This window comes from Ignavibacteriota bacterium (assembly GCA_016708125.1).
Taxonomy (GTDB): Bacteria; Bacteroidota; Ignavibacteria; order Ignavibacteriales; family Melioribacteraceae.
Map to the genome: position 1 here is coordinate 2,421,250 of JADJGF010000001.1, position 21,426 is coordinate 2,442,675.

A 21,426-nucleotide genomic window follows, 5' to 3' on the forward strand; every position below is an offset into this window, starting at 1 on the left:
GTTAAAAAATAAAAGTCAAAAGTCGATTGAAATGAAAAATTCAAACAATCAATTTAAAGAAGAATTTAAGAAAAGATTATATAAATTAACTTTAGAATTGATTCAATTTATTGAAACATTAGAAAAAGATTTAGTATCACGTCGGTTAGCCGATCAATTATTAAGATGTGGAACAAGTGTAATCGCAAATTATGTGGAAGGATTATCGGGAAGTTCCAAAAGAGATTTTGCAAAATTTATAAACATAGCTTTAAAATCTTCAAATGAATCTAAATTATGGTTGTCTTTATTAAAAGATAGCAAAAAAGCAGATTTAACTAAATCGAATTTATTGATTAAAGAATACGATGAAATTTCTAAAATATTAGCTTCGAGTTTAATTACTATGCGAAACAATCAAAAAGATTTTTAACTTTTATTTTTGGACTTTTAACTTTATGAAACTTGCCACTCTTTGTTATGTTATGGAAAACGATAAAACTTTAATGCTTTATCGTAACAAAAAAGAAAATGATTATCACGAAGGAAAATGGAACGGACTTGGCGGAAAATTTGAAACCGGTGAAACTCCGGAAGAATGTGCAATTCGCGAAGTGTATGAAGAATCCGGATTAATTGTAAAAAATCCAATTTTAAAAGGACACATAACTTTCCCAATGTTTGATGGAAAAGACGATTGGTATGTTTGGCTTTATGTCTTTAAAGGTTTTGAAGGAAAAATTATTGATTCTCCCGAAGGAAAATTAGAATGGATTCCAAATGAAAAATTAACGGAATTAAAACTTTGGGAAGGAGATCAAATATTTATTCCATGGCTTTTTGAAGATAAAATATTTAGTGCAAAATTCAATTATGAAAACAGTAAATACAAAGATTTTTCTGTGATATTTTATTAAGAAATATTATTATGGAATTCAAGAAATATATTTCTACAAACCTACGTTTAAGCAATTTTGGAAGAGAAGTTTTATTTCAGTATAAAAAAATAACCGGGAAAATTCCCCAACCAGATATGGAGTTCCCCGAATTGATAAGTTTAGAAATTGCAAGCTCGTGCAATTTATCATGTATTCATTGTGCGCCGCATTTAAAAAAATTTAAAGATGAAGTAAGAAAATTTGGCATACTGGAAATTGAACTTTTTAACCAATTAATGGATGAAATAGATCTTCAAGGAAAAAGAAATATAGCTTTACATAAAGATGGTGAACCGTTGTTGCATCCAAAAATTTTTGAAATTTTGGAAAGAGTTAAAAAGAATATTAATCACACTGTTTACATTACAACTAACGCACATCAGTTAAAGGAAAAAATCTGTCAATCGATTTTGGTTAATAAAATTGACGTATTAAATTTTAGTATTGGTGCGGCAACGGAAGAATTCTATTCAAAAGTAAGGGGTAAAAATTTTACAAAAGTAATTGATAACATAAAATTGTTTCTTGAATTAAGGAATAATTCTGAATGGAAACCAAAAGTTTTAGTACAGATAATTCGTTTACCACAATTTGAAGAAATGGAAAATGAAATTAATGAATTTAAAAAATTTTGGACAAATTATGATGTTGAATTACAGATTTGGAATCAATTAACTTGGGGAGTTTTTGAAAACAAGGAAAATAAGTTAAACAGATATCCTTGCTATTCTTTGTGGGAATCAACATTTATAAATTCTGATGGAAAAGCTTCAGCATGTTGTATGGATTGGCAGCAAAAATTAATAATCGGTGATACCAACCAAAATAAAATTAAAGATATTTGGCAAAGTGAAGCTCAACAAAATCTTAGAAAAATTCATATTGAAAAAAGAGAAAATGAACTTTCGACTTGTCCAACATGCAATTATTGGAGTTGGCAACCAAGATTAGCAAAATATTCTATTCGATAAAGCTAAAGTTTTCCTCTACAAATTCTGAAATTATCTTATTTACAAATTTTGGATTTTCTAAAGGCGTCATATGTCCGGAATTTTTAACCATCACAAATTTTGAATTTGGAATTTCATCGGCAATTTTCTGCATAACATTTGGCGGAGTTAATTTATCAAATTCACCGCACAAAACTAAAGTTTGAATACTAATATTTTTAAGCGAATCGGTTGTATCTGTTCTGCTTAACATTGCAATCAAAGATCCCTTTACACCAATTGCATTACTTCGTCTAGATTTATTCAAAACAGTATTGTATAATTCTGAATTATTTTTAATTGTTTCATCCCAAAAACAAGTCGGAACAAAATTATCAACAAAAGAAATTACACCTTCTTTATTTATTTTTGCAATTCCGTTTTGTCGTTTAATTTTTCCTTCGTTGCTATCGCTTTCAGTTCTTGTATCCAATAAAATTGCAGCAGAAAATTTTGTTTGATCAATTTCCAAAGCTCGAAAAGTTATGTATCCTCCCATTGATAATCCACAGATTATTGGTTTATCTAATTCTAATTCATCAATAATTGAAGATAAATCTTCAACAAAAGAATCCATTGTAAATTGTCCATCACCGGCTGGACTTTTACCCAAACCGCGAATATCATATCTCACACAGAAATATTTATCTTTAAGAAAATTTACTTGTTCATCCCACATTGTATGATCGTAAGGAAAGCCGTGTAAAAAAATAATGGATTTATTTTCTCTGTCACCCTCTAAATAAACTTTTAGATTATTAATTGTTTGTTCCATTTTTCTTCCAATTTTTTATCTAAAATATAATACACTTTTATATTTCACAAATCATTTTTCAAAAAATTATATGCTTGATTTTAACAAGATAAATAAGTATGATAATTATGTAACAATCATTTTATTATCAAAAAATGAGGAGGCTAAAATGGTATATGAAAGTCTTATCGCAATTGTTGAAAGCCACTTAGAAGACTTAACTAAAACTTGGGTTCAAGAAGTTAAAAAATCGGAATACTTAAGTACATATCAAAAATTATCTGATGATGAAATTTTCTCAAGAGGACGAGTTCTTTTTAGTAATCTACAAAGCTGGCTTATGAAAGGTGCATCTAACTATGATGCGGCAATTTATTTTAAGAGAATCGGTGAAGAAAGAATTAATGAAGGAATGCCGCTTACTGAAGTATTCTATGCTCTGCATCTTGAAAAAAAAGTTTTGTGGAGTTTTGTTGCTTGGAAAGATGAAATAAGCGGAATACTTAAAGCTGTTGATGCAATTGAGTTTATGACCGTGATAAATAACTATTTTGATCTCGGTAATTTTTATATTATTAAAGGTTACAATGAACAACTTTTTTCAAAATTAACAGAAACAAAAAAATTTACTGAAATGGAATTACAGCAGTTTTTAGTAAGCGGAGCTTTGTATCAAGAAAGTATTAAAAAAGTTAAGGAAAAAATGTATAGCGAAGCTTTGAGTATTGGAATAATTAGATAAATAAAATAAATTATTTTGATTTATGGAGGGAAAATGTCGGCAAGAAATTTATCCAAAATTGTTGATGATCAAATTGATGAACTTAAACAAGAATGGCTTACAGAAGTTAGAAAATCCGAATATTTAAAAACTTACAAAACTTTTAACGATGTTGAAACTATTAAAAGAGGCGGTGCAGTTTTTTCATATTTAAGCGAATGGCTTAAGGAAGGCGGCACAAATAAAAGTGCAGAAGAGTATTTTGAAAAAGTAGGAGCTTCAAGATTTAGAGAAAGATTTCCGTTAACGGAAGTTCATTACGCAGTTTATTTGTTAAAGAAAATATTTTGGAACAGAATTGACTGGCGCGATAAAGTTACCGGTTCTTTTGAAACTTCTAACGCAACAAAAATTATGAGCGTGTTTAATGATTATTTTGATCTCGCAAATTTCAGTATTACAAAAGGATATTTTAACGAATTGTTAAACAGCATAAATGATGATAAATCAATTTCTAAAGAAGATTTAAAAAGTTTACTAACAAAAGGTAAACTTGATGCCGAAAAATTAGAGGATGATGAATTTATTTGGCGTCATGTTTAGATAAATGTTTTTTAAAATTTAATTTGAGCCCAACTATAAAAAGCTGGGCTTTTCTTTATAAAAAATATGAATGAAAATTTTACGGCAATAATTTTGTCGGGTGGAAAAAGTAAAAGAATTGGCAGCGATAAAGCACTTCTGAAAATTAACGGAATTACACTTATTGAACGAATCCAAATTTTGTTAAAAGAAATTTTTAATGAAGTTATAATTATTTCAAATTCACCGGAGAACTATAATTTTATAAATTCTAAAATTTATAGAGATATTTTTCCCGGTTTTGGACCTTTATCTGGAATTCATTCCGGACTAATAAATTCAACTTCTGAAAATATTTTTTTTATTTCTTGCGATATGCCATTTGTTACGAAAGATTTAATAAATTTTCTTATTCTTCAGACCAAAAGTGAAGATATTTTAATTCCCAAATCACACAATAATTTTCAAACACTTTGTGCAGTTTATAAAAAAAGTTGTATTCCCAAAGCTGAGGAATTGCTTAAACTCGCTTCTGAAAAAATTAATGAAAATGGTAAAACTAAAGTTAAACTTTATGATTTGATAAATTCCTTGAATACAAAATTTGTTGAAATTTCAGATGAATCATTTTTTAATGATAGACTTATTTTTAATATGAATTCATTGGATGATTTTGAATTTGTAAAAAATATTTTAGAATGAAATCTTACTTAAATCATAAATCACTTGAAAAAATTTCTCTAATTATTTTTGGAATAATAATATTTCTTTTTGTGATATACTTTTTCGTATTTAAAATAAATTGGGTGAAATTATATCAAACTGAAAACGTAAGTAAAAATATTTCCGCATTATCGGAAAGCTGCGTTCAATGTCACGGCGATGTAAAAGGATTTTCAAAATTTCATAATCCGCAAAAGATTGGCTGTAGTTCTTGCCATTTAGGAAACGTAATAGAAAAAGATAAAAATCTTGCTCACGCCGGAATGATAAAAATTCCCGGCAATTTGGAAAATGCAAAGCAAACTTGCGGAAAGGTAAATTGCCATCCCGGAATTTCTGAAAGAGTTGATTCGTCTTTAATGTCAACAATGAGCGGAATTATATCCGTAAATAAATTTGCATTCGATGAAATTAAAAATCCAAATGGAAAATTTCATATTGAAAAAATTAAAAATTCTGCGGCTGAATCTCATTTAAGAAATTTATGTGCATCTTGCCATTTAGGAAACGAGAAAACTGAATTTGGTCCAATCACAGAATTATCCCGCGGTGGTGGATGTAATGCGTGTCATTTAAATTATTCTGACGAAGCAAAAAAAGAATTGCAAATTTATAATTCTCTTAAAGTTGAAAAACGGGATTCAGCATTAATAAAATTTCATCCATCACTTTCATTAAACATTACAAATAATCATTGCTTTGGATGTCACAGCCGATCCGGAAGAATTTCTACAAATTATGAAGGCTGGCACGAAACAAGTTTTACAGATAAAAAAATAGTTGATAATAAAAATTTTAGACTTTTAGATGACGGAAGAATATTTCAAAAGAAAATTCCCGATGTACATTTTGAAGCCGGTTTGGTTTGTGTTGATTGCCATATTTCATACGAAATTATGGGAAACGGAAAATTTTATGAACACAAGGAAGAACAAATTTTAGTTAAGTGTGAAGATTGTCATTCGCAAAATAAAAATGAAACAATTTCATTAAATGAATTTGATTTTGAATCAAAAAAAATTGCTGAAGTTTTTGGAATTGATGATGAAAATAGGAAATTTATAAAAGTAAAAAAATCTCAAACTCCTTTAATAAATACAGAAATTATAAATAACAGAATTGCAAAATTACATGGAAAACAATCAAAGAAAATTTACGATTTGAATCCGCCAAAATTTGAATGCGTAAATTCCAAAGTGCATAAATCACTTTCGTGTAATAGCTGCCATACTTCCTGGGCGCCGCAATGCGTTGGTTGTCACACAGAATTTGAGTCAAACACTAAAGGTTTTGATTTGCTGGAAAATAAAAATACGAATTCTTCTTGGGTTGAATTTAACGGAGAATTTTTTGCAGAACTTCCTACTTTGGGAATTAAAGAATTTTCTGAAAATGGGAAAATTCAGAAAAGTATTGAAACTTTTATTCCCGGAATGATTATGACTTTGGACAAATCTAAATATTCAAAGAAAAAAGAAGAAATTATTTTCAAAAGATTGTTTTCTCCATCGGTTGCTCATACAATTAGAAAAGAAAGCAGAAGCTGTGAATCTTGCCATAATAATTCACTCGCAATTGGTTACGGAAGAGGAAGTTTGAAATACATAATTCACAATAAAATTGGTAAATGGATTTTCAAATCAAAATATAAAAATGTAGAATATGATAATTTACCGGAAGATGCGTGGATTGGTTTTCTTCAAACACGAAAAGAAAATTTTGCTACAAGAAAAAATGTTCGTCCATTTAATATTGATGAACAGAAAAGAATTTTAACGGTTGGAGCTTGTTTAACTTGCCATAAATCAGATTCAAAAATTATGAAAGAATCATTATCAAATTTTGAAAATCAATTAAGTAAATTATCGCAAAAATGCATTTTGCCAAGCTGGTAGAATTTTCTTTTAATTAAAAACCAAATGATAAACTATTTTATACCGTAAAATAAAATAATCTATCATATCTTTTTATTCCCTAAAATAATTTTATAAAAATTAAAATTCCCACAATTAAGAAGTTATTATTGGAATTATTTGTTTTATAGTCTAAAACAATGAAAATTATTGGCAAACTATTTGAAAGGAAATATCCTAATATTTTATATTATAAAATAAAATTGGAAAGTACCTTTTTATGAAAAAAATTATCGGCTCAATTGGAGTTTTAGTTTTGGTAATTATTGTTGCAATTGGAACCTTAACAACCAAAAGTAGTGAAGAAACTATTTTGGATAAACTTAAAAATAAATATTCCGAGAAACACATTGCTTCTGTTGATCATTCGAAATTTGCGGAATTGCAGAAAAAATTTAATTCACCAAGAGAAGTTACTGCGGAATGTATAACTTGTCATAATAAACGCCATGAAGAAGTTATGCATTCTAATCATTGGAATTGGGAACGTGAAGAATATATTGAAGGTCGTGGAATTGTTTCAATCGGTAAAAAAAATATTATGAACAATTTCTGCATTGGAACACAAGGAAATGAAAAAAGCTGCGCAAAATGTCATATTGGTTATGGCATGGATGAAAAAGGAAAATCATTTACCGATGCAAATAATATTGATTGTTTGGTTTGTCATGATAACACAGAAACTTATGCAAAAGCTCCAAATCAAGGCGGCGCTCCGTTAGAAACTTTGGATTTTAATAAAATTGCACAAAATGTTGGAAAACCGGAAAGAACAAATTGCGGAGTTTGTCACTTTTTTGGCGGCGGCGGAGATAATGTTAAACATGGCGATTTAAGCAGCGATATGTTTTATCCAAATAGAGATATTGATGTTCATATGGATGCGGATGGAATGGATTTGCAATGTGTTGAGTGCCATGCGACAAATCAACATACAATTGCGGGAAAAATGTACTCGCTTTCTTCAATGAATCATAATAGAGTTTTTTGCGAAGATTGCCACACTTCAACTCCTCATGAAAAAGAAATTTTAAATGAGCATACTTTAAAAGTTGCTTGTCAAACTTGTCACATCCCAACTTATGCAAAAGGAAAATCAACAAAAATGGCGTGGGATTGGTCGACTGCCGGAAAACTTAAAAACGGTGAACCTTATCATGAAGAAGACAGTTTAGGAAATCATACATATCTTTCAATTAAGGGAAGTTTTAAATGGGAAAATAATGTTAAGCCGGAATATCAATGGTTTAACGGAACCGCATCTCATTATTTAGAAGGCGATAAAATTGAAGATACTACAAAATCTTTAGTAATGAATGAACTTCACGGATCTTATTCAGATTCCGAATCTAAAATAATTCCGGTAAAAGTTCACAGAGCAATTCAACCATTTGATCCGGAAAATAAAATTTTAATTCAGCCCAAACTTTATTCTGATAATAAAGGAGAAGGTGCATTTTGGCAAGATTTCAATTGGGAAACTGCAAGTATTGAAGGAATGAAAGATTCAGAATTACCATTTAGCGGAAAAATTTCTTTTATCAAAACTGAAATGAATTGGCCGGTAAATCATCAAGTTTCTCCAGCAGAAAATTCTGTTCAATGTGCCGAATGTCATACTAGAGAAAACAGCCGTTTAGCAGAATTAAAAGATTTTTATATGCCGGGAAGAGATTACTCAAAAATTGTTGATTACATCGGTATTTGGAATATCATTTTATCACTTGTGGGTATTGCGCTTCATGGTTCATTAAGATTTTATGCTGCAAGAAAATTAAAAAATGGAGTTCATAAAAATGACTAAAAAAGTTTATGTATATAAATCATTTGAAAGATTTTGGCATTGGATGCAAGCAATCTTAATAATATTTCTCGGATTTACAGGATTTGAAATTCACGGTTCATATAGTTTCTTCGGATTTGAAGAAGCAGTAATGTACCATAATATTGCGGCATATTTATTTATCATACTAATTGTGTTTGCAATTTTTTGGCATTTTACAACCGGCGAATGGAAACAATATATTCCAACTTATAAAAATATTGTTGCTCAAGTACATTATTATTTTTCGGGAATTTTTAAAAATGCTCCGCATCCAACAAAGAAAACTGTTCTAAGAAAATTAAATCCTATGCAAAAGTTAACTTACTTCGGATTAAAAATTTTAGTAATTCCGCTTTCGGTAACTTCCGGATTACTTTATATGCTTTATCGATATCCGCAAAGACACGAAATAAAATTTTTAAATATTGATTCTTTGGAAATTATTGCGATTGTTCATACAGTTGCGGCATTCTTTTTGGTTTCATTTTTAATTGTTCATCTTTACTTAATAACAACCGGTGAAACTATTACAACAAACTTAAAAGCAATGTTAACCGGTTACGAAGAACTTGAACATGATGATGCTGAAGTATTAAAATTAAAGGAGAATAAATAATGCAGACAAAATATATGAATCCATATTTAGCCGGATTTTTACTTGGACTTCTGCTTGTAGCAACAGTTTACATAACCGGAAGAGGTTTAGGTGCAAGTGGAGCTGTAAAAAGTATGACTGTTCAAGTTGTAGAATCAGTAACTCCGAATCATGCTGAGAATACAAAATTTTATAAAGAATATTTATCTGAACATGCCGGAAGCCCGCTAAAATCTTGGCTGGTTTTTGAAGTAATCGGAGTTTTAATCGGTGCATTTATTTCCGGATTAGTTTCTGAAAGATTAAATTTAACTCTCGAACACGGTCCAAGAATAAATTCAAGAATTAGAATATTTGGTGCAATTACCGGCGGATTATTATTTGGATTTGGAGCACAATTGGGAAGAGGTTGTACAAGCGGTGCAGCCTTAAGCGGAATGGCAGTTTTATCTTCCGGTGGAATTTTAACAATGATTGCAATTTTTGGCGGTGCATATTTGTTTGCATATTTTTTTAGAAAATTTTGGATTTAAGGAGAATTTAAAATGGGTCCTTTAGTTCCCGATGTAATCAGCAATGATTTAAATTTTATAATCGCTTTAGTTATTGGAGTTGCGTTTGGTGCAATTTTAGAGCAAGCCGGATTTTCAACTTCTAAAAAATTGGTGGGATTATTTTACGGTTATGATTTTACTGTCTTGCGTGTATTTTTTACTGCGGGACTTGTAGCAATGTTCGGAATTATAATGTTAGATCATTGGGGATATTTAGATGTAAATCTAATTTATATAAATCCAACATTTGTAGGTGCAGCAATTGCTGGTGGATTAATTATGGGTTTAGGATTTGTGATTGGCGGATTTTGTCCCGGAACTTCCGTGTGTGCAGCCGCCATTGGTAAAATTGATGCAATGTATTTTATCTTAGGTTCTGTTATAGGAATTTTAATTTTCGCAGAAGGTTATCCTCTTTGGGAAGATTTTTATAAAGCTTATAATTTTGGCGGAATAAGAATTTTTGATACTTTCGGAATTTCACAATCATTATTTGCATTTATTTTAACTTCAATTGCGCTATTAACTTTTTGGGCAACTTCAATTATTGAAAATAAAGTTAACGGAATTTCTAAACCAGTAATTCGATTTACTCCATATTATTTGGGATTAACAGCAGTTGGAATTTTTATCGCAATTTCTGCTTTTATGTTTCCACCAAAAAAAGCTGGATTATTAGAAATGGTTGAAAATTTAGAATTTGTAAATTCATATCCGCTTAATGAAATTACTTCTGATGAATTAGCTTACAGAATGATGGAACGTGATAAAAAATTACAAGTTTTTGATTTTAGAACTTCAGATGAATATAGAAAACAAAGTTTACCGAATTCAATTTTATTTTCTATAGATAATTTTTTTGAGAAAGAACCAAATAGATTTTTGAGCTTGGCAAATAGAACAAATGTATTTGTAGCAAATGACGAAATGGTAGAAAGAAAAATTGCAATTATTGCTAAAGAACTTGGTTACAATAATATTAAAATACTTTCCGGCGGAATAAAAACTTTTGATAAACTTATTTTGAATTTTGATAATACACAAACTCCACAAAATAAAGTTGAAGAAACAACATTTGCATTTAGAGAAAAAGCTTCTTTGGTAATTCCGGAAATGATTAAAAACAATAAGCCAAAAGGCGGTGTTGAGAAAAAATTAAAAAGAGTTGTTGGGGGATGTTAGTATTTAGGGAATTGTAATTATAAGATTTTTCTTATTCATAATAAGAAATTAATTGTGCTCTTCCTGAACCGCCTTCACTTTCCCAAAATGGTTCAGTTAATGCAGTTCCGCTAGGTTTGTAGAATACATTAACAGTTCCATTAAAATTGAAATATCCTTTTGCAGTAGCAAGTCCGTGCAACTGACTGTTATTACCAAAATTAATATTACTTTTAGAAAGTAGTTGTGCACTTACGGAAACATTATCGTGTAGATTAATATCTCCATTTGCATAAATAGCTAAATTATTTTGGGCTCCGCTCGGCGAGCTAATTGTGACATTCTCTTGACAAATAACATTTCCAGTTACAATGAAAATTCCATAACCGGTCATATTCGCTTTAAGAATTAAATCGCCTTCAACATAATAAATTACTGGATTTGCTTCAGTTCCCAAAGTTTGATTACCGGAAATTATTAAATTTCCAGTTGCAGAATTTGTTGCTTTGCTTTGATAATCCGATGCATTAAATAATGGAATATCTACTGTTGGGGCTTGATAGTGTGTAACTCCTCCGCTGGGATTATTATTTGGTTTAAAAGTTAAATCCATATTTTCCGGAGGATTTGAAACAACACTTCCAGAATATGAACCAAATCCATCAATTGAGTTTGTTCCGTTTAATTGAATGTTTCCATTTGTATGAAAATTCGAATTCCAACTTGAATTTCCATCATCTGTAATGTGTAGATTTCCATTTATGCTTGCAGTATTTCCACATAACATTGAATAATTAAAAAATTCTGGCGGGCCACTTGTAACTCCAGTAACTTGCACCACACATTTTATAGTATCTTCCATTTCATCAACAATTCCAATAGATTCAATTTCATAGTGGTCTGTTAAACTCATATTTGGTCCATTTGGAAATTGACTATTAGTTGAAGAAACTGAAATTAATAATGATCCAATATTTAAAGATATTTCGGAACCACTCCAATCCTTATTTAATGAGAGTTCTTTGGTTGCAATATCAATTCCGCTTGCGGCTAAATTTCTTGCCTGTGTTTTATCGTAATAATTAAAAATTTTATTTAGAACTCTTGAATCACTATTTAAATTACTTAAATTAATTAGTGTAAAAATTCCTCCAATTCCTAAAACCACTATTAAAATCATTTTTCCCATATTCTAATTCTTAATAAAATAAATTTCTTCAAAATATGATGCAGCAAAAAATGTTGTATCATTTAATTGATTTTTACTGTTTAATGCAATCTTGAGATTAATACTGTTTATTTTTGATAATAGATTTGTTATTGTATTACTTGAATCATAAACAGTAATACTAAATTTAGAAACATTTGGAATTAAAAAAGTTTTTTGACCGGGATTTACCAATCTTGTTAATCCATTATCAAAATAATAGTGAATTGTATCAAGAATTCCATTATTATCTAAATCAGCCTTAAATCTAATATTTGTTGAATCAAACTCAATAATTGGAATTGAACCGGCTCTGTAACCAATTTTACTAAAATCATATTCAACAATTTCTTCTAATGAAAATGTTGAGATTGTGTTAATTTCATTTATCGTTTTAGAATTAAAAAAATTGCTATAAAAGATAGAATAGCCAATTAGAAGTGATAAAATAACACCACCAATTATTGTTGATATTGTTAATTCTAAATTATTCATTTCAATAAGCCGTATAATAATAGAGTTTTACAGTATCAATTAGCGATATTGATGAAACATATACACTAATTTTTTTTGTTCTTGTTGGAATTGTAGATTTATATTCCAAATTAATACTGCGTACATAAGAAACGCCAACTTTTAAATTATAAGCACCCATATCATTATTAACAGTAGTTTGATAATTATTAAAATCATCTACATCATCAAAAGTATTATAAACTTCGTTACCATCAGATTTCAATAAATTACTAAAACCCGTACTGTCAGTAGGAATTGAAGCAATACAATTCTCATCAAAACTTTTTGAAGAAATTTCTTTTATAAATTTTTGACCAATACTAATTGCGGTTGTAATTTTACCAGCTTCTGCAGTTCTCTCTGAGGAAGAATTAATTTGCTTTGTTGAATTAACAATTAAAGTTGCTGTTAATACAACTGCACCAATTACAAGGATTATGTGATTTCCCCCCATTCTCAAATCCTATTTTTTAAATACTATTTTTTTAATACTACATAAAACGATATACTATCGAAAAAAAAATGAATAATTAAATAGATTTTTATAATAAATAAGTAGAACATTATTTATTTTGCAAACAATTTTAAAAGGACTGAATCTATTAAATTTCTTAAAATAAATAAAACACCTTTTGTCTTATCCAAAATTTTAGAAAATATTTTACAATAGAACTAGAAATTTTAATAAAAGCTAATATTTAAAATTGGCAAGAAAGTTGATATGTATAAATATCAACTTTTGTGGATTTAAATGGAAATTTCTATAGATAAAAAAACTCCAATTTATCCAATCAGAACAGCCGCACAAATTCTTGGAATTTCCGTTCCAACTCTCAGAATGTACGAAAAAGAAGGTTTAATAATTCCACATAAATCAGATGGAAATCAAAGAGTTTATTCCGAAGACGATTTGGAAAGATTAAGATGTATTCGTCGGGCGATTAACGAATCGAAAATCAGTATAAACGGAATCAAAACAATTTACTCACTAATTCCTTGCTGGGAAGTTGTAAAATGTACAGAAGAAGACCGAAAAGTTTGTGATGCTTTTAAGAGTCATCAGCAACCTTGCTGGACATTCACTCACCCAAATACAACTTGCGAAAACCGAAACTGTAGAGAATGCGAAGTTTATAATGAATTTTCGCAATGCGGGGCAATAAAAGATTTAATTAAGAAAATATCGGGATTATAATTTATGAATTCATTATCACGAAGAAGATTCTTAAAAATTACCGGAGCAACTTTTGGAGCCGCCGTAGCCGTAACTTCATTAAGTGAAGTTGTAAAAGGTGCAGAAAAAGTTGAAATTGAATCCGGAAAAAAAGTTAAGGGTATTCAGAAAATTCCAACTTACTGCGATTTATGTTTTTGGAAATGCGGCGCAATTGCATATTTGAAAGACGGAGAACTTTGGAAAATTGAAGGGAATCCCAAAGATCCTTTAAGCAACGGAAGATTGTGCCCAAGAGGAACCGGAGGAATTGGAGTTTATTCAGATTCTGATAGACTTAAAGCTCCGTTAATTAGAAAAGGTGAAAGAGGAAAAGAAGAATTTGTTCAAGTAACTTGGGATGAAGCTCTTGATTACATTGCCGAGAAAATGAAAAAAAATAAGTCGGAATTTGGACCCGAATCTATGGTTTTATTTAGTCACGGAATTGGAGGAAATTTTTTACAACATTTATTTAATGCTTATGGAAGTCCGAATATAACTGCTCCATCTTTTACACAATGTCGCGGTCCGAGAGAAGTTGGATTTGAATTAACATTTGGAGATGTAGTTGGTTCACCCGAAAGAACAGATATTCAAAATGCAAAATGTTTGGTATTAATTGGTTCGCATCTTGGCGAAAATATGCACAATACACAAGTTCAAGAATTTGCTGAAGCAGTAGAAAAGGGTGCAACAATAATTACAGTTGATCCAAGATTTTCCGTCGCTGCAAGCAAATCGAAATATTATCTGCCAATAAAACCCGGAACCGATCTTGCATTAATTTTAGCTTGGATGAATGTTATAGTTTCAGAAAAATTATATGATAAAGAATTTGTAGAAAATTACGGATTTGGTTTTGATCAATTTGCGTATGAGATTTCCCAATACACACCGGAGTGGGCTTATATTGAAACTTCGATCGAACCCGATATTATTAGAGAAACTGCGTACGAAATGGCAAGATATAAACCGGCAACTTTAATTCATCCGGGAAGACACACAACTTGGTACGGAGATGATACTCAAAGAAGCAGAGCAATTGCACTTTTGAATGCTTTGATGGGAAATTGGGGAAAGAAAGGCGGATTTTATATTCCATACAATTACAGTATTCCTAAATATCCATATCCGGCTTACCCGAAACCACTACGTGAAGCTGCGGATAATCCGAATCGAAAATATCCGTTTGCAGAAGGTGAAAAAAGTTCAAGCGGAATGCGCGATGCTACATTGACCGAAAATCCTTATTCTATAAAAGGTTGGTTTATTTATGCAACAAATCTTTTGCAAGCTTTACCAAATATGCAAGAAACAATAGATGCAATTCAGAAATTAGATTTGATGGTTGTAGTTGATGTAGTTCCAAGTGAAATTGCCGGATATGCCGATGTAGTTTTGCCGGAATCAGTTTATTTGGAAAGATATGATGATTTGAATACTTCGTCATTTAAAGAAGGATTTGTCGGTTTGCGCCAACCGGTAATAGATTCTCCTAATGATCAAAAACCAAATTGGTGGATTGCAAAACAACTCGCAAATAAACTTAGCTTAGGAAAATATTTTCCTTGGAAAAATGTTGAAGAATATCTTGATACAAGATTGAAAAGTGCGGGATTGAGTTTAGCGGAATTAAAAGAAAAAGGTATAATAAAAGCTCCTCAACAGCATATTTATTATGGAGAAAATGATGTTCCGGAATTTTATACACAATCCGGAAAAGTTGAATTTTATTCAATTCCACTAAAAGATGCGGGTTTTGATCCCGTTCCCAAATATACCAAACCTGAAGAACCGCCAGCCGGATATTTTAGATTATTATTTGGAAGAGCACCGGTTCATACTTTTAGCAAAACTTTATCAAACAGATTTTTATCAGATTTGATGAGTGAAAATGAGTTGTGGTTAAATTCTGATATTGCAAAAAGATTGGGAATTAATAATGGTGAATATGTAAAATTAAAAAATCAAGATGGAGTTATAAGCAATAAAATCAAGGTTAAAGCTACGGAAAGAATTAGAACAGATTGCGTTTATATGGTTCACGGTTTTGGACAAAAAGCAAAAATGTATAGACAGACTTTCAATAAAGGTGCAAGCGATGCACAGCTTGTTACAAAATATAAAGTTGATCCATTGATGGGCGGAACGGGAATGAATGTAAATTTTGTAACTATTGTGTTGGAGGCATAAATGGCAAGATACGGAATGGTTATCGATACAAAAAAATGTGTAGGATGTCAAGATTGTGTAATTGCTTGTCAAGCTGAAAATAATGTTCCGCAAGGATTTTGCAGAGATTGGATTACGACAGAATCAACTGGAAAATTCCCATCAATTAGTTTAGAAATCAGAACAGAAAGATGTAATCATTGCACAGACGCACCATGCGTTTCATGCTGTCCAACCGGCGCAAGTCATTATCATGATATTGGTGGAGTAGTTTTAGTAAATCACGATGAATGTATTGGATGTAAAGCTTGTATTGCTTCTTGTCCTTATGATGCACGATATGTTCATCCCGAAGGTTATGTTGATAAATGTACATTTTGCATTCACAGAGTTGAGAAAGGATTAAATCCGGCATGTGTTTCTGTCTGCCCGACGCATTGTATGTATTTCGGAGATTTTGATGATCCTGGAAGTCAAGTAAATGAACTTTTACAATCAAGAAAATATCATTCGCTAATTCCAGAAGCCGGAACAAAACCTAATATTTTTTATTTGATTTAGGAGATTGAGATGAACGAAATTACTTCAACAAGAAATAATTACACGATTGATCCGACACTTTCCGTATGGGGTTGGGAAATACCGGTTTATCTTTTTCTTGGCGGAATGGTTGCCGGTATGATGCTAATTTCCGGATATTTTTTATTTAAGGGAAGACAAACTGAAAAAAATTGTTCATGTTTTTATTTGCCATATATGAGCGTGATTTTGTTGAGCATTGGAATGTTTGCATTGTTCTTGGATTTAGAACACAAACTATATGTTTGGAGATTATACACAACATTTCAAATTACTTCAGCAATGTCGTGGGGTTCATGGATTTTAGTTTTAGTATATCCAATTTTATTGGTTAACATTTTAATAAAGCCGCCAAAATTTCTTGAAGAAAAATTTCCACAAGTTATAAATTGGAAAAAATATTTGCTTGAGAAACCAATTCTGCTGAAAAACATCGGCATAATTACAATGTTTTTTGGAGCGGGAATTGGATTATATACCGGAGTTCTGTTAAGCTCACTTGGAGCAAGACCATTATGGAGTTCGGCAATTCTTTGGTTACTGTTTTTGGTTTCCGGACTTTCCGGTGCTGCAGCTTTTGTTCATGTAATTGCTAAAGATGTTTACGAACGTGAATTGTTAGCAAAGGCTGATAATGCATTTTTAATTATTGAACTTTTCGTAATTGCTCTTTTTATTATAGGATTGAAAACTGCAACTGAAGTTCAGGCTCAGGCTGCTGATTTACTTTTAACCGGAGAATTTGCACCAAGTTTTTGGGTTTTTGTTATTAGTATTGGAATTATTATTCCGCTAATTATTCAGCTTCTTGCCGTAAATCATAAAGTAAAACATACGGCACTTGCACCTTTAATGGTTATTGTTGGAGGATTAATTTTAAGATTTATAATTGTTTCTGCTGGTCAATACAGTCATTGGTTTAACTCAAATTTTCATTAATGGAGAAAATAAATTATGAATGGTTTAACACACAAACTTTCACATATTTTTGAACATGGCGATCATGCTCACATTCATGTGAAAGAAAAGCCTTTCTCCAATCCATATTTTGTTGGAGTTGGATTAGGTTTAGTTTTGCTTGCGGCTTTCGTAATTATGGGAAGAGGATTAGGTGCATCCGGCGCACTTTCTACAACAGTTGCAGTTAGTGTAAATAAAATTGCTCCGGAACATGCTGCAAAAAATAGTTTTTATACGGAATATCTCGGCGATGAAAATTCAAATCCTTTTAAAGATTGGTTAGTATTTCAAATTATTGGAGTTTTGTTCGGAGGATTTATTTCCGGGATTCTTTCACATCGAGTTAAAAAAGGAATTGAGAAAGGTCCGAGAATTTCTACAAAGATGAGATTGGTTTATGCATTTATTGGTGGAGGATTATTGGGCTGGGGCGCTAAATTAGCGCGCGGTTGTATGAGCGGACAAGCTTTAGCCGGAGGCGCAGTTTTAAATTTAGGAAGCTGGATATTTATGATGATGGTTTTTGCTGGTGGTTATGCAGCAGCTTATTTCTTAAGGAGGCAATGGATATGAATGCACCATTCTTTAAATATGAATATTTTGGAACTGACGTAAGTTTAATTATTGCATTTGTAATTGGAATTGCATTTGGATTTGCTTTGGAGCGCGGCGGTTTCGGAAGGGCAACAATTTTAGCTGCACAATTTTATTTTACAAATATGCGCGTATTAAAAGTTATGTTCACAGCAATTGTAACTGCAATGCTTGGACTTTTCTTTTTATCCGTAATTGGATTTTTAGATTTATCTCTGATTTATCTTACTCCAACCAATGTGATGCCTAATTTAGTTGGTGGATTAGTTGCCGGTGTTGGATTTGTTATCGGCGGTTATTGCCCGGGTACTTCAATTGTTGCAGTTGCTACCGGAAAAATTGATGCATTGGTTTATGTAATTGGAATGCTGTTCGGAATTTTTGTTTTCGGAGAAATGTTTCCATCTATAGAAAATTTCTTCAACTCAACTGCAATGGGAAGTGTAACTTTACCACAATTTTTCAACATTCCTTATGGAGTTGTTGTTTTTCTAGTTGTGGTTATGGCAATCGGCGCTTTCGCGGCTGCTGAATGGGGTGAAAGGAAAATGGCAAATAAATCATTGGAGAAAAAAATATGAAAAAGTTTTTCTCAAATTTGAGTGCAGAAAAAAAACTTGCAATGTTTACTTTTGTTTTAGGAGTAATTGCAATTTTTGCGGGTGATCCTTACGGAAAAACTTCAATAAAAATTAATGCAAAGGAATTATCATTAATTTCACCAAATGAAATTGGAAAAATAAAAGTTGAAGATATAGCTGATAATATTATTCAATCAAAATCTGATTATAGATTAATTGATTTGCGTAAACCGGAAGAATTTGCAAAGTATAATATCCCAACTTCTGAAAATATTCAACTTGATAAATTGCTAAATTCAGAATTACAGCGAAATGAAAAATTAATTCTTTATTCAGATAATGATATTGAAGCAACGCAAGCTTGGTTTTTATTGAAGACAAATAATTTTAAAGGAATAAATATTATTCCCGGTGGATTAAATAATTGGAAAGATAATATTTTATTCCCCAAATGTGATTGCGGAGAAAATCCTTCTGCTGAGCAGAAACATAAACATGATAAACTTGCTGAAGTTAGTAAATATTTTGGCGGAAATATTCAGACAAATTCTGCAGCAGAATCATTTGTTAAAAATGAAATGCCGCAATTAGCAGCTCCAAACGGAATAACATTAAAGAAAACATCCGGGAAGAAAAAAAGAGAAGGTTGTTAATTTCAAAAAAAATATTCTCCCGCAAAAATGTGGGAGAATAAATATCCAAATTATTCTACATCTAATTTTTGTCTATTTGAATCACTCCACAATTCTAAAGCATTTATTAATTCTTTCATAATTACTGCAACAAATTCTTGCTTTTCATTTTCAAAATTATTTAAAATGTTTTGATGCAGTTCAATATGTTTTTTTGTTAATAAATTTATAAACTTTTTGCTTTCCGGAGTTAAATCAACTAAGTGGTTTCGCTTATCAGAATTATCGATTCTTCTTACAATATATTTTTTATCTTCCAAACTTGTTAAAATATGTGTAACTCTTCCGGCGCTAATTTCTAATTCTTCAATCATTTCTTTAATTGAAACTGTAGATTTTTTCGCAAACATTCTTAAACACTTTAATTCGGTTGGAGTAAGATTAAAAAGAGCGGCAAAACTGCTTTCCTTTTTGTTGCATGCTCTTGAAAGTCTGCATGTTAATTCAGACATTTCGATTGCTTGAGATTTTGTAATATTCATAATTCCATCAATTTTTTTTACTTTAGGATGTAAAGTAAAATATTCTTATATAATTATCAAATATTTCATTTTATAAAATAATTTCATTTATTGGCTTAAGAAAATATTTACTATTATTTTGTATCTTTAGAAAAAAATGGATAAAAATTAAATGAAAGTTTTAGTAACCGGCGGTGCGGGATATATTGGTTCTCATTTTGTAAAAATATTGAATGAGAAAAATATTGAAGTTGTTGTACTTGATAATTTGAGCAGAGGTCACAAAGAAGCTGTTCCAAATAATGTTAAATTAGAAAATGTAGATTTATTAGATTTTCAAAATTTGGATAAAGTTTTTCAAAATCAATATTTTGATGCAGTAGTTCATTTTGCAGCATTTGCATACGTTGGTGAATCTGTTGAAAACCCAAGCCAGTATTATGAAAATAATGTTGTTGGTAGTTATAATTTACTTAAAGCTTGTTTACAAAATAATGTTAAAAAATTTGTTTTTTCTTCAACATGTTCGCTATATGGAAATCCGGAAATTATTCCTATTTCTGAAAATCAAAAAACAAATCCAATAAATCCTTATGCACAGACAAAATTAATGATTGAAAATATGTTGAAAGATTTTAATAATTCATACGGTTTAAAATATGTTACGTTAAGATATTTTAATGCTGCCGGTGCTGATTTCAGCGGAGAAATTGGTGAAAGTCACAATCCGGAGCCGCATTTAATTCCAATAGTTTTGAATACTGCATTAGGCTTAAGAGAAAAAGTTTTAATTTTTGGCGATGATTATGAAACAAAGGATGGAACTTGTATCCGCGATTATATTCATATAAATGATTTAGGTGATGCTCACTTTAAAGCTATTGAATATTTAAAAAGTAATGAAAAGAGTAATATTTTTAATTTGGGAACCGGCGAAGGTAATTCTGTAAAAGAAATTATACATTCTGCCGAAAGAATTACGAAGTTAAAAATTAATTATGAAATTGTCGAAAGAAGAGAGGGCGATCCGGCAATTCTTGTAGCAGATAATAAAAAATCGAAAGAAATTTTAGGCTGGAATCCAAAATATAAACTTGATGAAATTTTATCATCTGCATTTACTTGGCACAAAAATAAAAGGTATTAAATGGTTAAAAAAGTTGACACACCTTTTCGCGATCTATTTATTGTTAAACCGGATATTTTTAAAGATGATAGAGGTTACTTTTATGAATCTTTTTCTGAGAAAAAATATTTAGAGCTTGGTATAAATTTAAAATTTGTTCAAGATAATATTTCATTTTCAAGTTACGGAACTATTAGAGGTTTGCATTATCAAGTTGGAGAATTTGCACAAGGAAAATTGTGTCAAGTTTTATTTGGTAAAGTTTTGGATGTTGCCGTTGATATCAGATTTAATTCACCAACGTTTGGAAAAAGTTTTGGTGTAGAATTATCCCAAGAAAATAAAAAACAATTATGGATTCCACCCGGTTTTGCACACGGATTTTCAGTTTTATCGGAAACAGCAATTTTTAGCTATAAATGTACAAACTATTATAGCAAAGAACATGAAAGATGTATTATTTATAATGATTCAAGTTTAAAAATAAACTGGAAAATTAAAAATCCGATTATATCCGATAAAGATTTAATTGGAAGTAATTTTTCAGAAATTAAAGAAGATTTTTTTTATAAAATTAATTTGGAGTAA

At 30.4% G+C, this 21,426-nt stretch carries 25 protein-coding genes; 20 read left to right on the plus strand and 5 right to left on the minus strand.

Annotation, left to right across the window (positions count from 1 at the left end; genetic code table 11):
* The first annotated feature begins 31 nt into the window (after window positions 1-31).
* Genes IPH62_10595 through IPH62_10605 form a run of 3 tightly spaced genes read left to right on the plus strand, consistent with a single transcriptional unit; the run spans window position 32 to window position 1,888 of the window.
* Window positions 32-412, plus strand: a complete 381-nt coding sequence (locus tag IPH62_10595; GenBank protein MBK7105721.1) for a four helix bundle protein — start codon at window positions 32-34, stop codon at window positions 410-412.
* Window positions 413-437: 25 nt separating this feature from the next.
* Entirely contained in the window at window positions 438-896 is a 459-nt protein-coding gene (locus IPH62_10600) for an 8-oxo-dGTP diphosphatase (protein MBK7105722.1), read from the plus strand.
* Between the two features lie 11 nt (window positions 897-907).
* Window positions 908-1,888, plus strand: a complete 981-nt coding sequence (locus tag IPH62_10605; protein ID MBK7105723.1) for an SPASM domain-containing protein — start codon at window positions 908-910, stop codon at window positions 1,886-1,888.
* Here the strand turns inward: IPH62_10605 and IPH62_10610 are convergent.
* Window positions 1,878-2,681: an alpha/beta hydrolase gene (locus tag IPH62_10610; protein ID MBK7105724.1), complete on the minus strand. Its 804-nt coding sequence runs from the start codon at window positions 2,679-2,681 to the stop codon at window positions 1,878-1,880. The two genes, IPH62_10605 and IPH62_10610, sit on opposite strands and share 11 nt — an antisense overlap.
* A 148-nt stretch (window positions 2,682-2,829) precedes the next feature.
* Here IPH62_10610 and IPH62_10615 point away from each other — a divergent pair, with 148 nt between their 5' ends.
* The 8 genes from IPH62_10615 (at window position 2,830) to IPH62_10650 (ending at window position 10,755) form a co-directional block, all read left to right on the plus strand.
* The gene (locus tag IPH62_10615; GenBank protein ID MBK7105725.1) at window positions 2,830-3,402 is read left to right on the plus strand and encodes a hypothetical protein; all 573 of its coding nucleotides are present in this window, start codon (window positions 2,830-2,832) and stop codon (window positions 3,400-3,402) included.
* A 33-nt stretch (window positions 3,403-3,435) separates the two neighbouring features.
* Window positions 3,436-3,984: an RsbRD N-terminal domain-containing protein gene (locus tag IPH62_10620; protein MBK7105726.1), complete on the plus strand. Its 549-nt coding sequence runs from the start codon at window positions 3,436-3,438 to the stop codon at window positions 3,982-3,984.
* A 66-nt stretch (window positions 3,985-4,050) separates the two neighbouring features.
* Window positions 4,051-4,665, plus strand: a complete 615-nt coding sequence (locus tag IPH62_10625) for a molybdenum cofactor guanylyltransferase (GenBank protein ID MBK7105727.1) — start codon at window positions 4,051-4,053, stop codon at window positions 4,663-4,665.
* Entirely contained in the window at window positions 4,662-6,581 is a 1,920-nt protein-coding gene (locus tag IPH62_10630) for a hypothetical protein (protein ID MBK7105728.1), read from the plus strand. The genes IPH62_10625 and IPH62_10630 overlap by 4 nt, the downstream gene beginning before the upstream one ends.
* A gap of 238 nt (window positions 6,582-6,819) precedes the next feature.
* Complete coding sequence (locus IPH62_10635; protein MBK7105729.1) at window positions 6,820-8,403, plus strand: tetrathionate reductase family octaheme c-type cytochrome; 1,584 nt, start codon at window positions 6,820-6,822, stop codon at window positions 8,401-8,403.
* Entirely contained in the window at window positions 8,396-9,040 is a 645-nt protein-coding gene (locus tag IPH62_10640) for a cytochrome b/b6 domain-containing protein (GenBank protein ID MBK7105730.1), read from the plus strand. Before IPH62_10635 ends, IPH62_10640 begins: the two co-directional genes overlap by 8 nt.
* Entirely contained in the window at window positions 9,040-9,552 is a 513-nt protein-coding gene (locus tag IPH62_10645) for a YeeE/YedE family protein (protein ID MBK7105731.1), read from the plus strand. The genes IPH62_10640 and IPH62_10645 overlap by 1 nt, the downstream gene beginning before the upstream one ends.
* A gap of 12 nt (window positions 9,553-9,564) precedes the next feature.
* Window positions 9,565-10,755, plus strand: a complete 1,191-nt coding sequence (locus tag IPH62_10650; protein ID MBK7105732.1) for a YeeE/YedE family protein — start codon at window positions 9,565-9,567, stop codon at window positions 10,753-10,755.
* Between the two features lie 31 nt (window positions 10,756-10,786).
* Here the strand turns inward: IPH62_10650 and IPH62_10655 are convergent, their stop codons facing one another.
* The 3 genes from IPH62_10655 to IPH62_10665 are packed head-to-tail and all read right to left on the minus strand — an operon-like array spanning window position 10,787 to window position 12,911.
* Window positions 10,787-11,914, minus strand: coding sequence for a hypothetical protein (locus IPH62_10655; protein MBK7105733.1), 1,128 nt, complete (start codon window positions 11,912-11,914; stop codon window positions 10,787-10,789).
* A gap of 12 nt (window positions 11,915-11,926) precedes the next feature.
* Complete coding sequence (locus IPH62_10660; GenBank protein MBK7105734.1) at window positions 11,927-12,436, minus strand: hypothetical protein; 510 nt, start codon at window positions 12,434-12,436, stop codon at window positions 11,927-11,929.
* A gap of 1 nt (window position 12,437) precedes the next feature.
* A complete protein-coding gene (locus IPH62_10665; protein ID MBK7105735.1) occupies window positions 12,438-12,911 on the minus strand; it encodes a hypothetical protein in 474 nt (157 codons plus the stop codon).
* A 297-nt stretch (window positions 12,912-13,208) separates the two neighbouring features.
* Between IPH62_10665 and IPH62_10670 the strand changes: the two genes are divergently transcribed.
* From IPH62_10670 to IPH62_10700, 7 genes are read left to right on the plus strand one after another with little or no spacing between them, the layout of a single operon-like run.
* Window positions 13,209-13,652: a MerR family transcriptional regulator gene (locus tag IPH62_10670; GenBank protein MBK7105736.1), complete on the plus strand. Its 444-nt coding sequence runs from the start codon at window positions 13,209-13,211 to the stop codon at window positions 13,650-13,652.
* A 3-nt stretch (window positions 13,653-13,655) separates the two neighbouring features.
* Complete coding sequence (locus IPH62_10675) at window positions 13,656-15,866, plus strand: molybdopterin-dependent oxidoreductase (GenBank protein MBK7105737.1); 2,211 nt, start codon at window positions 13,656-13,658, stop codon at window positions 15,864-15,866.
* The gene (locus IPH62_10680; protein MBK7105738.1) at window positions 15,867-16,406 is read left to right on the plus strand and encodes a 4Fe-4S dicluster domain-containing protein; all 540 of its coding nucleotides are present in this window, start codon (window positions 15,867-15,869) and stop codon (window positions 16,404-16,406) included. It begins immediately after the preceding gene.
* A gap of 9 nt (window positions 16,407-16,415) precedes the next feature.
* Complete coding sequence (gene nrfD, locus IPH62_10685) at window positions 16,416-17,363, plus strand: polysulfide reductase NrfD (protein ID MBK7105739.1); 948 nt, start codon at window positions 16,416-16,418, stop codon at window positions 17,361-17,363.
* Between the two features lie 15 nt (window positions 17,364-17,378).
* Entirely contained in the window at window positions 17,379-17,957 is a 579-nt protein-coding gene (locus tag IPH62_10690) for a YeeE/YedE family protein (protein ID MBK7105740.1), read from the plus strand.
* Window positions 17,954-18,559, plus strand: a complete 606-nt coding sequence (locus tag IPH62_10695; protein MBK7105741.1) for a YeeE/YedE family protein — start codon at window positions 17,954-17,956, stop codon at window positions 18,557-18,559. The genes IPH62_10690 and IPH62_10695 overlap by 4 nt, the downstream gene beginning before the upstream one ends.
* On the plus strand, window positions 18,556-19,212 hold the full coding sequence (locus IPH62_10700; protein MBK7105742.1) for a rhodanese-like domain-containing protein: 657 nt from the start codon (window positions 18,556-18,558) through the stop codon (window positions 19,210-19,212). The genes IPH62_10695 and IPH62_10700 overlap by 4 nt, the downstream gene beginning before the upstream one ends.
* Window positions 19,213-19,262: 50 nt before the next feature.
* On the opposite strand, the gene IPH62_10705 is transcribed toward IPH62_10700, so the two are convergent.
* A complete protein-coding gene (locus tag IPH62_10705; protein ID MBK7105743.1) occupies window positions 19,263-19,733 on the minus strand; it encodes a MarR family transcriptional regulator in 471 nt (156 codons plus the stop codon).
* 151 nt (window positions 19,734-19,884) lie between these two features.
* On the opposite strand from IPH62_10705, the gene galE reads away from it, so the two are divergent.
* Window positions 19,885-20,859 carry a UDP-glucose 4-epimerase GalE gene (gene galE, locus IPH62_10710; protein ID MBK7105744.1) on the plus strand — a complete coding sequence of 325 codons (975 nt, stop codon included), beginning with the start codon at window positions 19,885-19,887 and terminating at the stop codon, window positions 20,857-20,859.
* Window positions 20,860-21,426, plus strand: coding sequence for a dTDP-4-dehydrorhamnose 3,5-epimerase (gene rfbC, locus IPH62_10715; protein ID MBK7105745.1), 567 nt, complete (start codon window positions 20,860-20,862; stop codon window positions 21,424-21,426).

Excerpts from the sequence above, each read along its gene's own strand:
- IPH62_10610 (MBK7105724.1), bottom strand. The coding sequence starts at position 2,681 with ATGGAACAAACAATTAATAATCTAAAAGTTTATTTAGAGGGTGACAGA.
- IPH62_10665 (MBK7105735.1), bottom strand. The coding sequence starts at position 12,911 with ATGGGGGGAAATCACATAATCCTTGTAATTGGTGCAGTTGTATTAACA.
- IPH62_10640 (MBK7105730.1), top strand. The coding sequence starts at position 8,396 with ATGACTAAAAAAGTTTATGTATATAAATCATTTGAAAGATTTTGGCAT.
- IPH62_10670 (MBK7105736.1), top strand. The coding sequence starts at position 13,209 with ATGGAAATTTCTATAGATAAAAAAACTCCAATTTATCCAATCAGAACA.
- IPH62_10700 (MBK7105742.1), top strand. The coding sequence starts at position 18,556 with ATGAAAAAGTTTTTCTCAAATTTGAGTGCAGAAAAAAAACTTGCAATG.
- IPH62_10680 (MBK7105738.1), top strand. The coding sequence starts at position 15,867 with ATGGCAAGATACGGAATGGTTATCGATACAAAAAAATGTGTAGGATGT.
- IPH62_10660 (MBK7105734.1), bottom strand. The coding sequence starts at position 12,436 with ATGAATAATTTAGAATTAACAATATCAACAATAATTGGTGGTGTTATT.
- IPH62_10675 (MBK7105737.1), top strand. The coding sequence starts at position 13,656 with ATGAATTCATTATCACGAAGAAGATTCTTAAAAATTACCGGAGCAACT.
- galE (MBK7105744.1), top strand. The coding sequence starts at position 19,885 with ATGAAAGTTTTAGTAACCGGCGGTGCGGGATATATTGGTTCTCATTTT.
- IPH62_10695 (MBK7105741.1), top strand. The coding sequence starts at position 17,954 with ATGAATGCACCATTCTTTAAATATGAATATTTTGGAACTGACGTAAGT.
- IPH62_10625 (MBK7105727.1), top strand. The coding sequence starts at position 4,051 with ATGAATGAAAATTTTACGGCAATAATTTTGTCGGGTGGAAAAAGTAAA.
- IPH62_10595 (MBK7105721.1), top strand. The coding sequence starts at position 32 with ATGAAAAATTCAAACAATCAATTTAAAGAAGAATTTAAGAAAAGATTA.
- IPH62_10705 (MBK7105743.1), bottom strand. The coding sequence starts at position 19,733 with ATGAATATTACAAAATCTCAAGCAATCGAAATGTCTGAATTAACATGC.
- IPH62_10630 (MBK7105728.1), top strand. The coding sequence starts at position 4,662 with ATGAAATCTTACTTAAATCATAAATCACTTGAAAAAATTTCTCTAATT.
- IPH62_10690 (MBK7105740.1), top strand. The coding sequence starts at position 17,379 with ATGAATGGTTTAACACACAAACTTTCACATATTTTTGAACATGGCGAT.
- rfbC (MBK7105745.1), top strand. The coding sequence starts at position 20,860 with ATGGTTAAAAAAGTTGACACACCTTTTCGCGATCTATTTATTGTTAAA.
- nrfD (MBK7105739.1), top strand. The coding sequence starts at position 16,416 with ATGAACGAAATTACTTCAACAAGAAATAATTACACGATTGATCCGACA.
- IPH62_10635 (MBK7105729.1), top strand. The coding sequence starts at position 6,820 with ATGAAAAAAATTATCGGCTCAATTGGAGTTTTAGTTTTGGTAATTATT.
- IPH62_10655 (MBK7105733.1), bottom strand. The coding sequence starts at position 11,914 with ATGATTTTAATAGTGGTTTTAGGAATTGGAGGAATTTTTACACTAATT.
- IPH62_10650 (MBK7105732.1), top strand. The coding sequence starts at position 9,565 with ATGGGTCCTTTAGTTCCCGATGTAATCAGCAATGATTTAAATTTTATA.
- IPH62_10615 (MBK7105725.1), top strand. The coding sequence starts at position 2,830 with ATGGTATATGAAAGTCTTATCGCAATTGTTGAAAGCCACTTAGAAGAC.
- IPH62_10600 (MBK7105722.1), top strand. The coding sequence starts at position 438 with ATGAAACTTGCCACTCTTTGTTATGTTATGGAAAACGATAAAACTTTA.
- IPH62_10605 (MBK7105723.1), top strand. The coding sequence starts at position 908 with ATGGAATTCAAGAAATATATTTCTACAAACCTACGTTTAAGCAATTTT.
- IPH62_10645 (MBK7105731.1), top strand. The coding sequence starts at position 9,040 with ATGCAGACAAAATATATGAATCCATATTTAGCCGGATTTTTACTTGGA.
- IPH62_10620 (MBK7105726.1), top strand. The coding sequence starts at position 3,436 with ATGTCGGCAAGAAATTTATCCAAAATTGTTGATGATCAAATTGATGAA.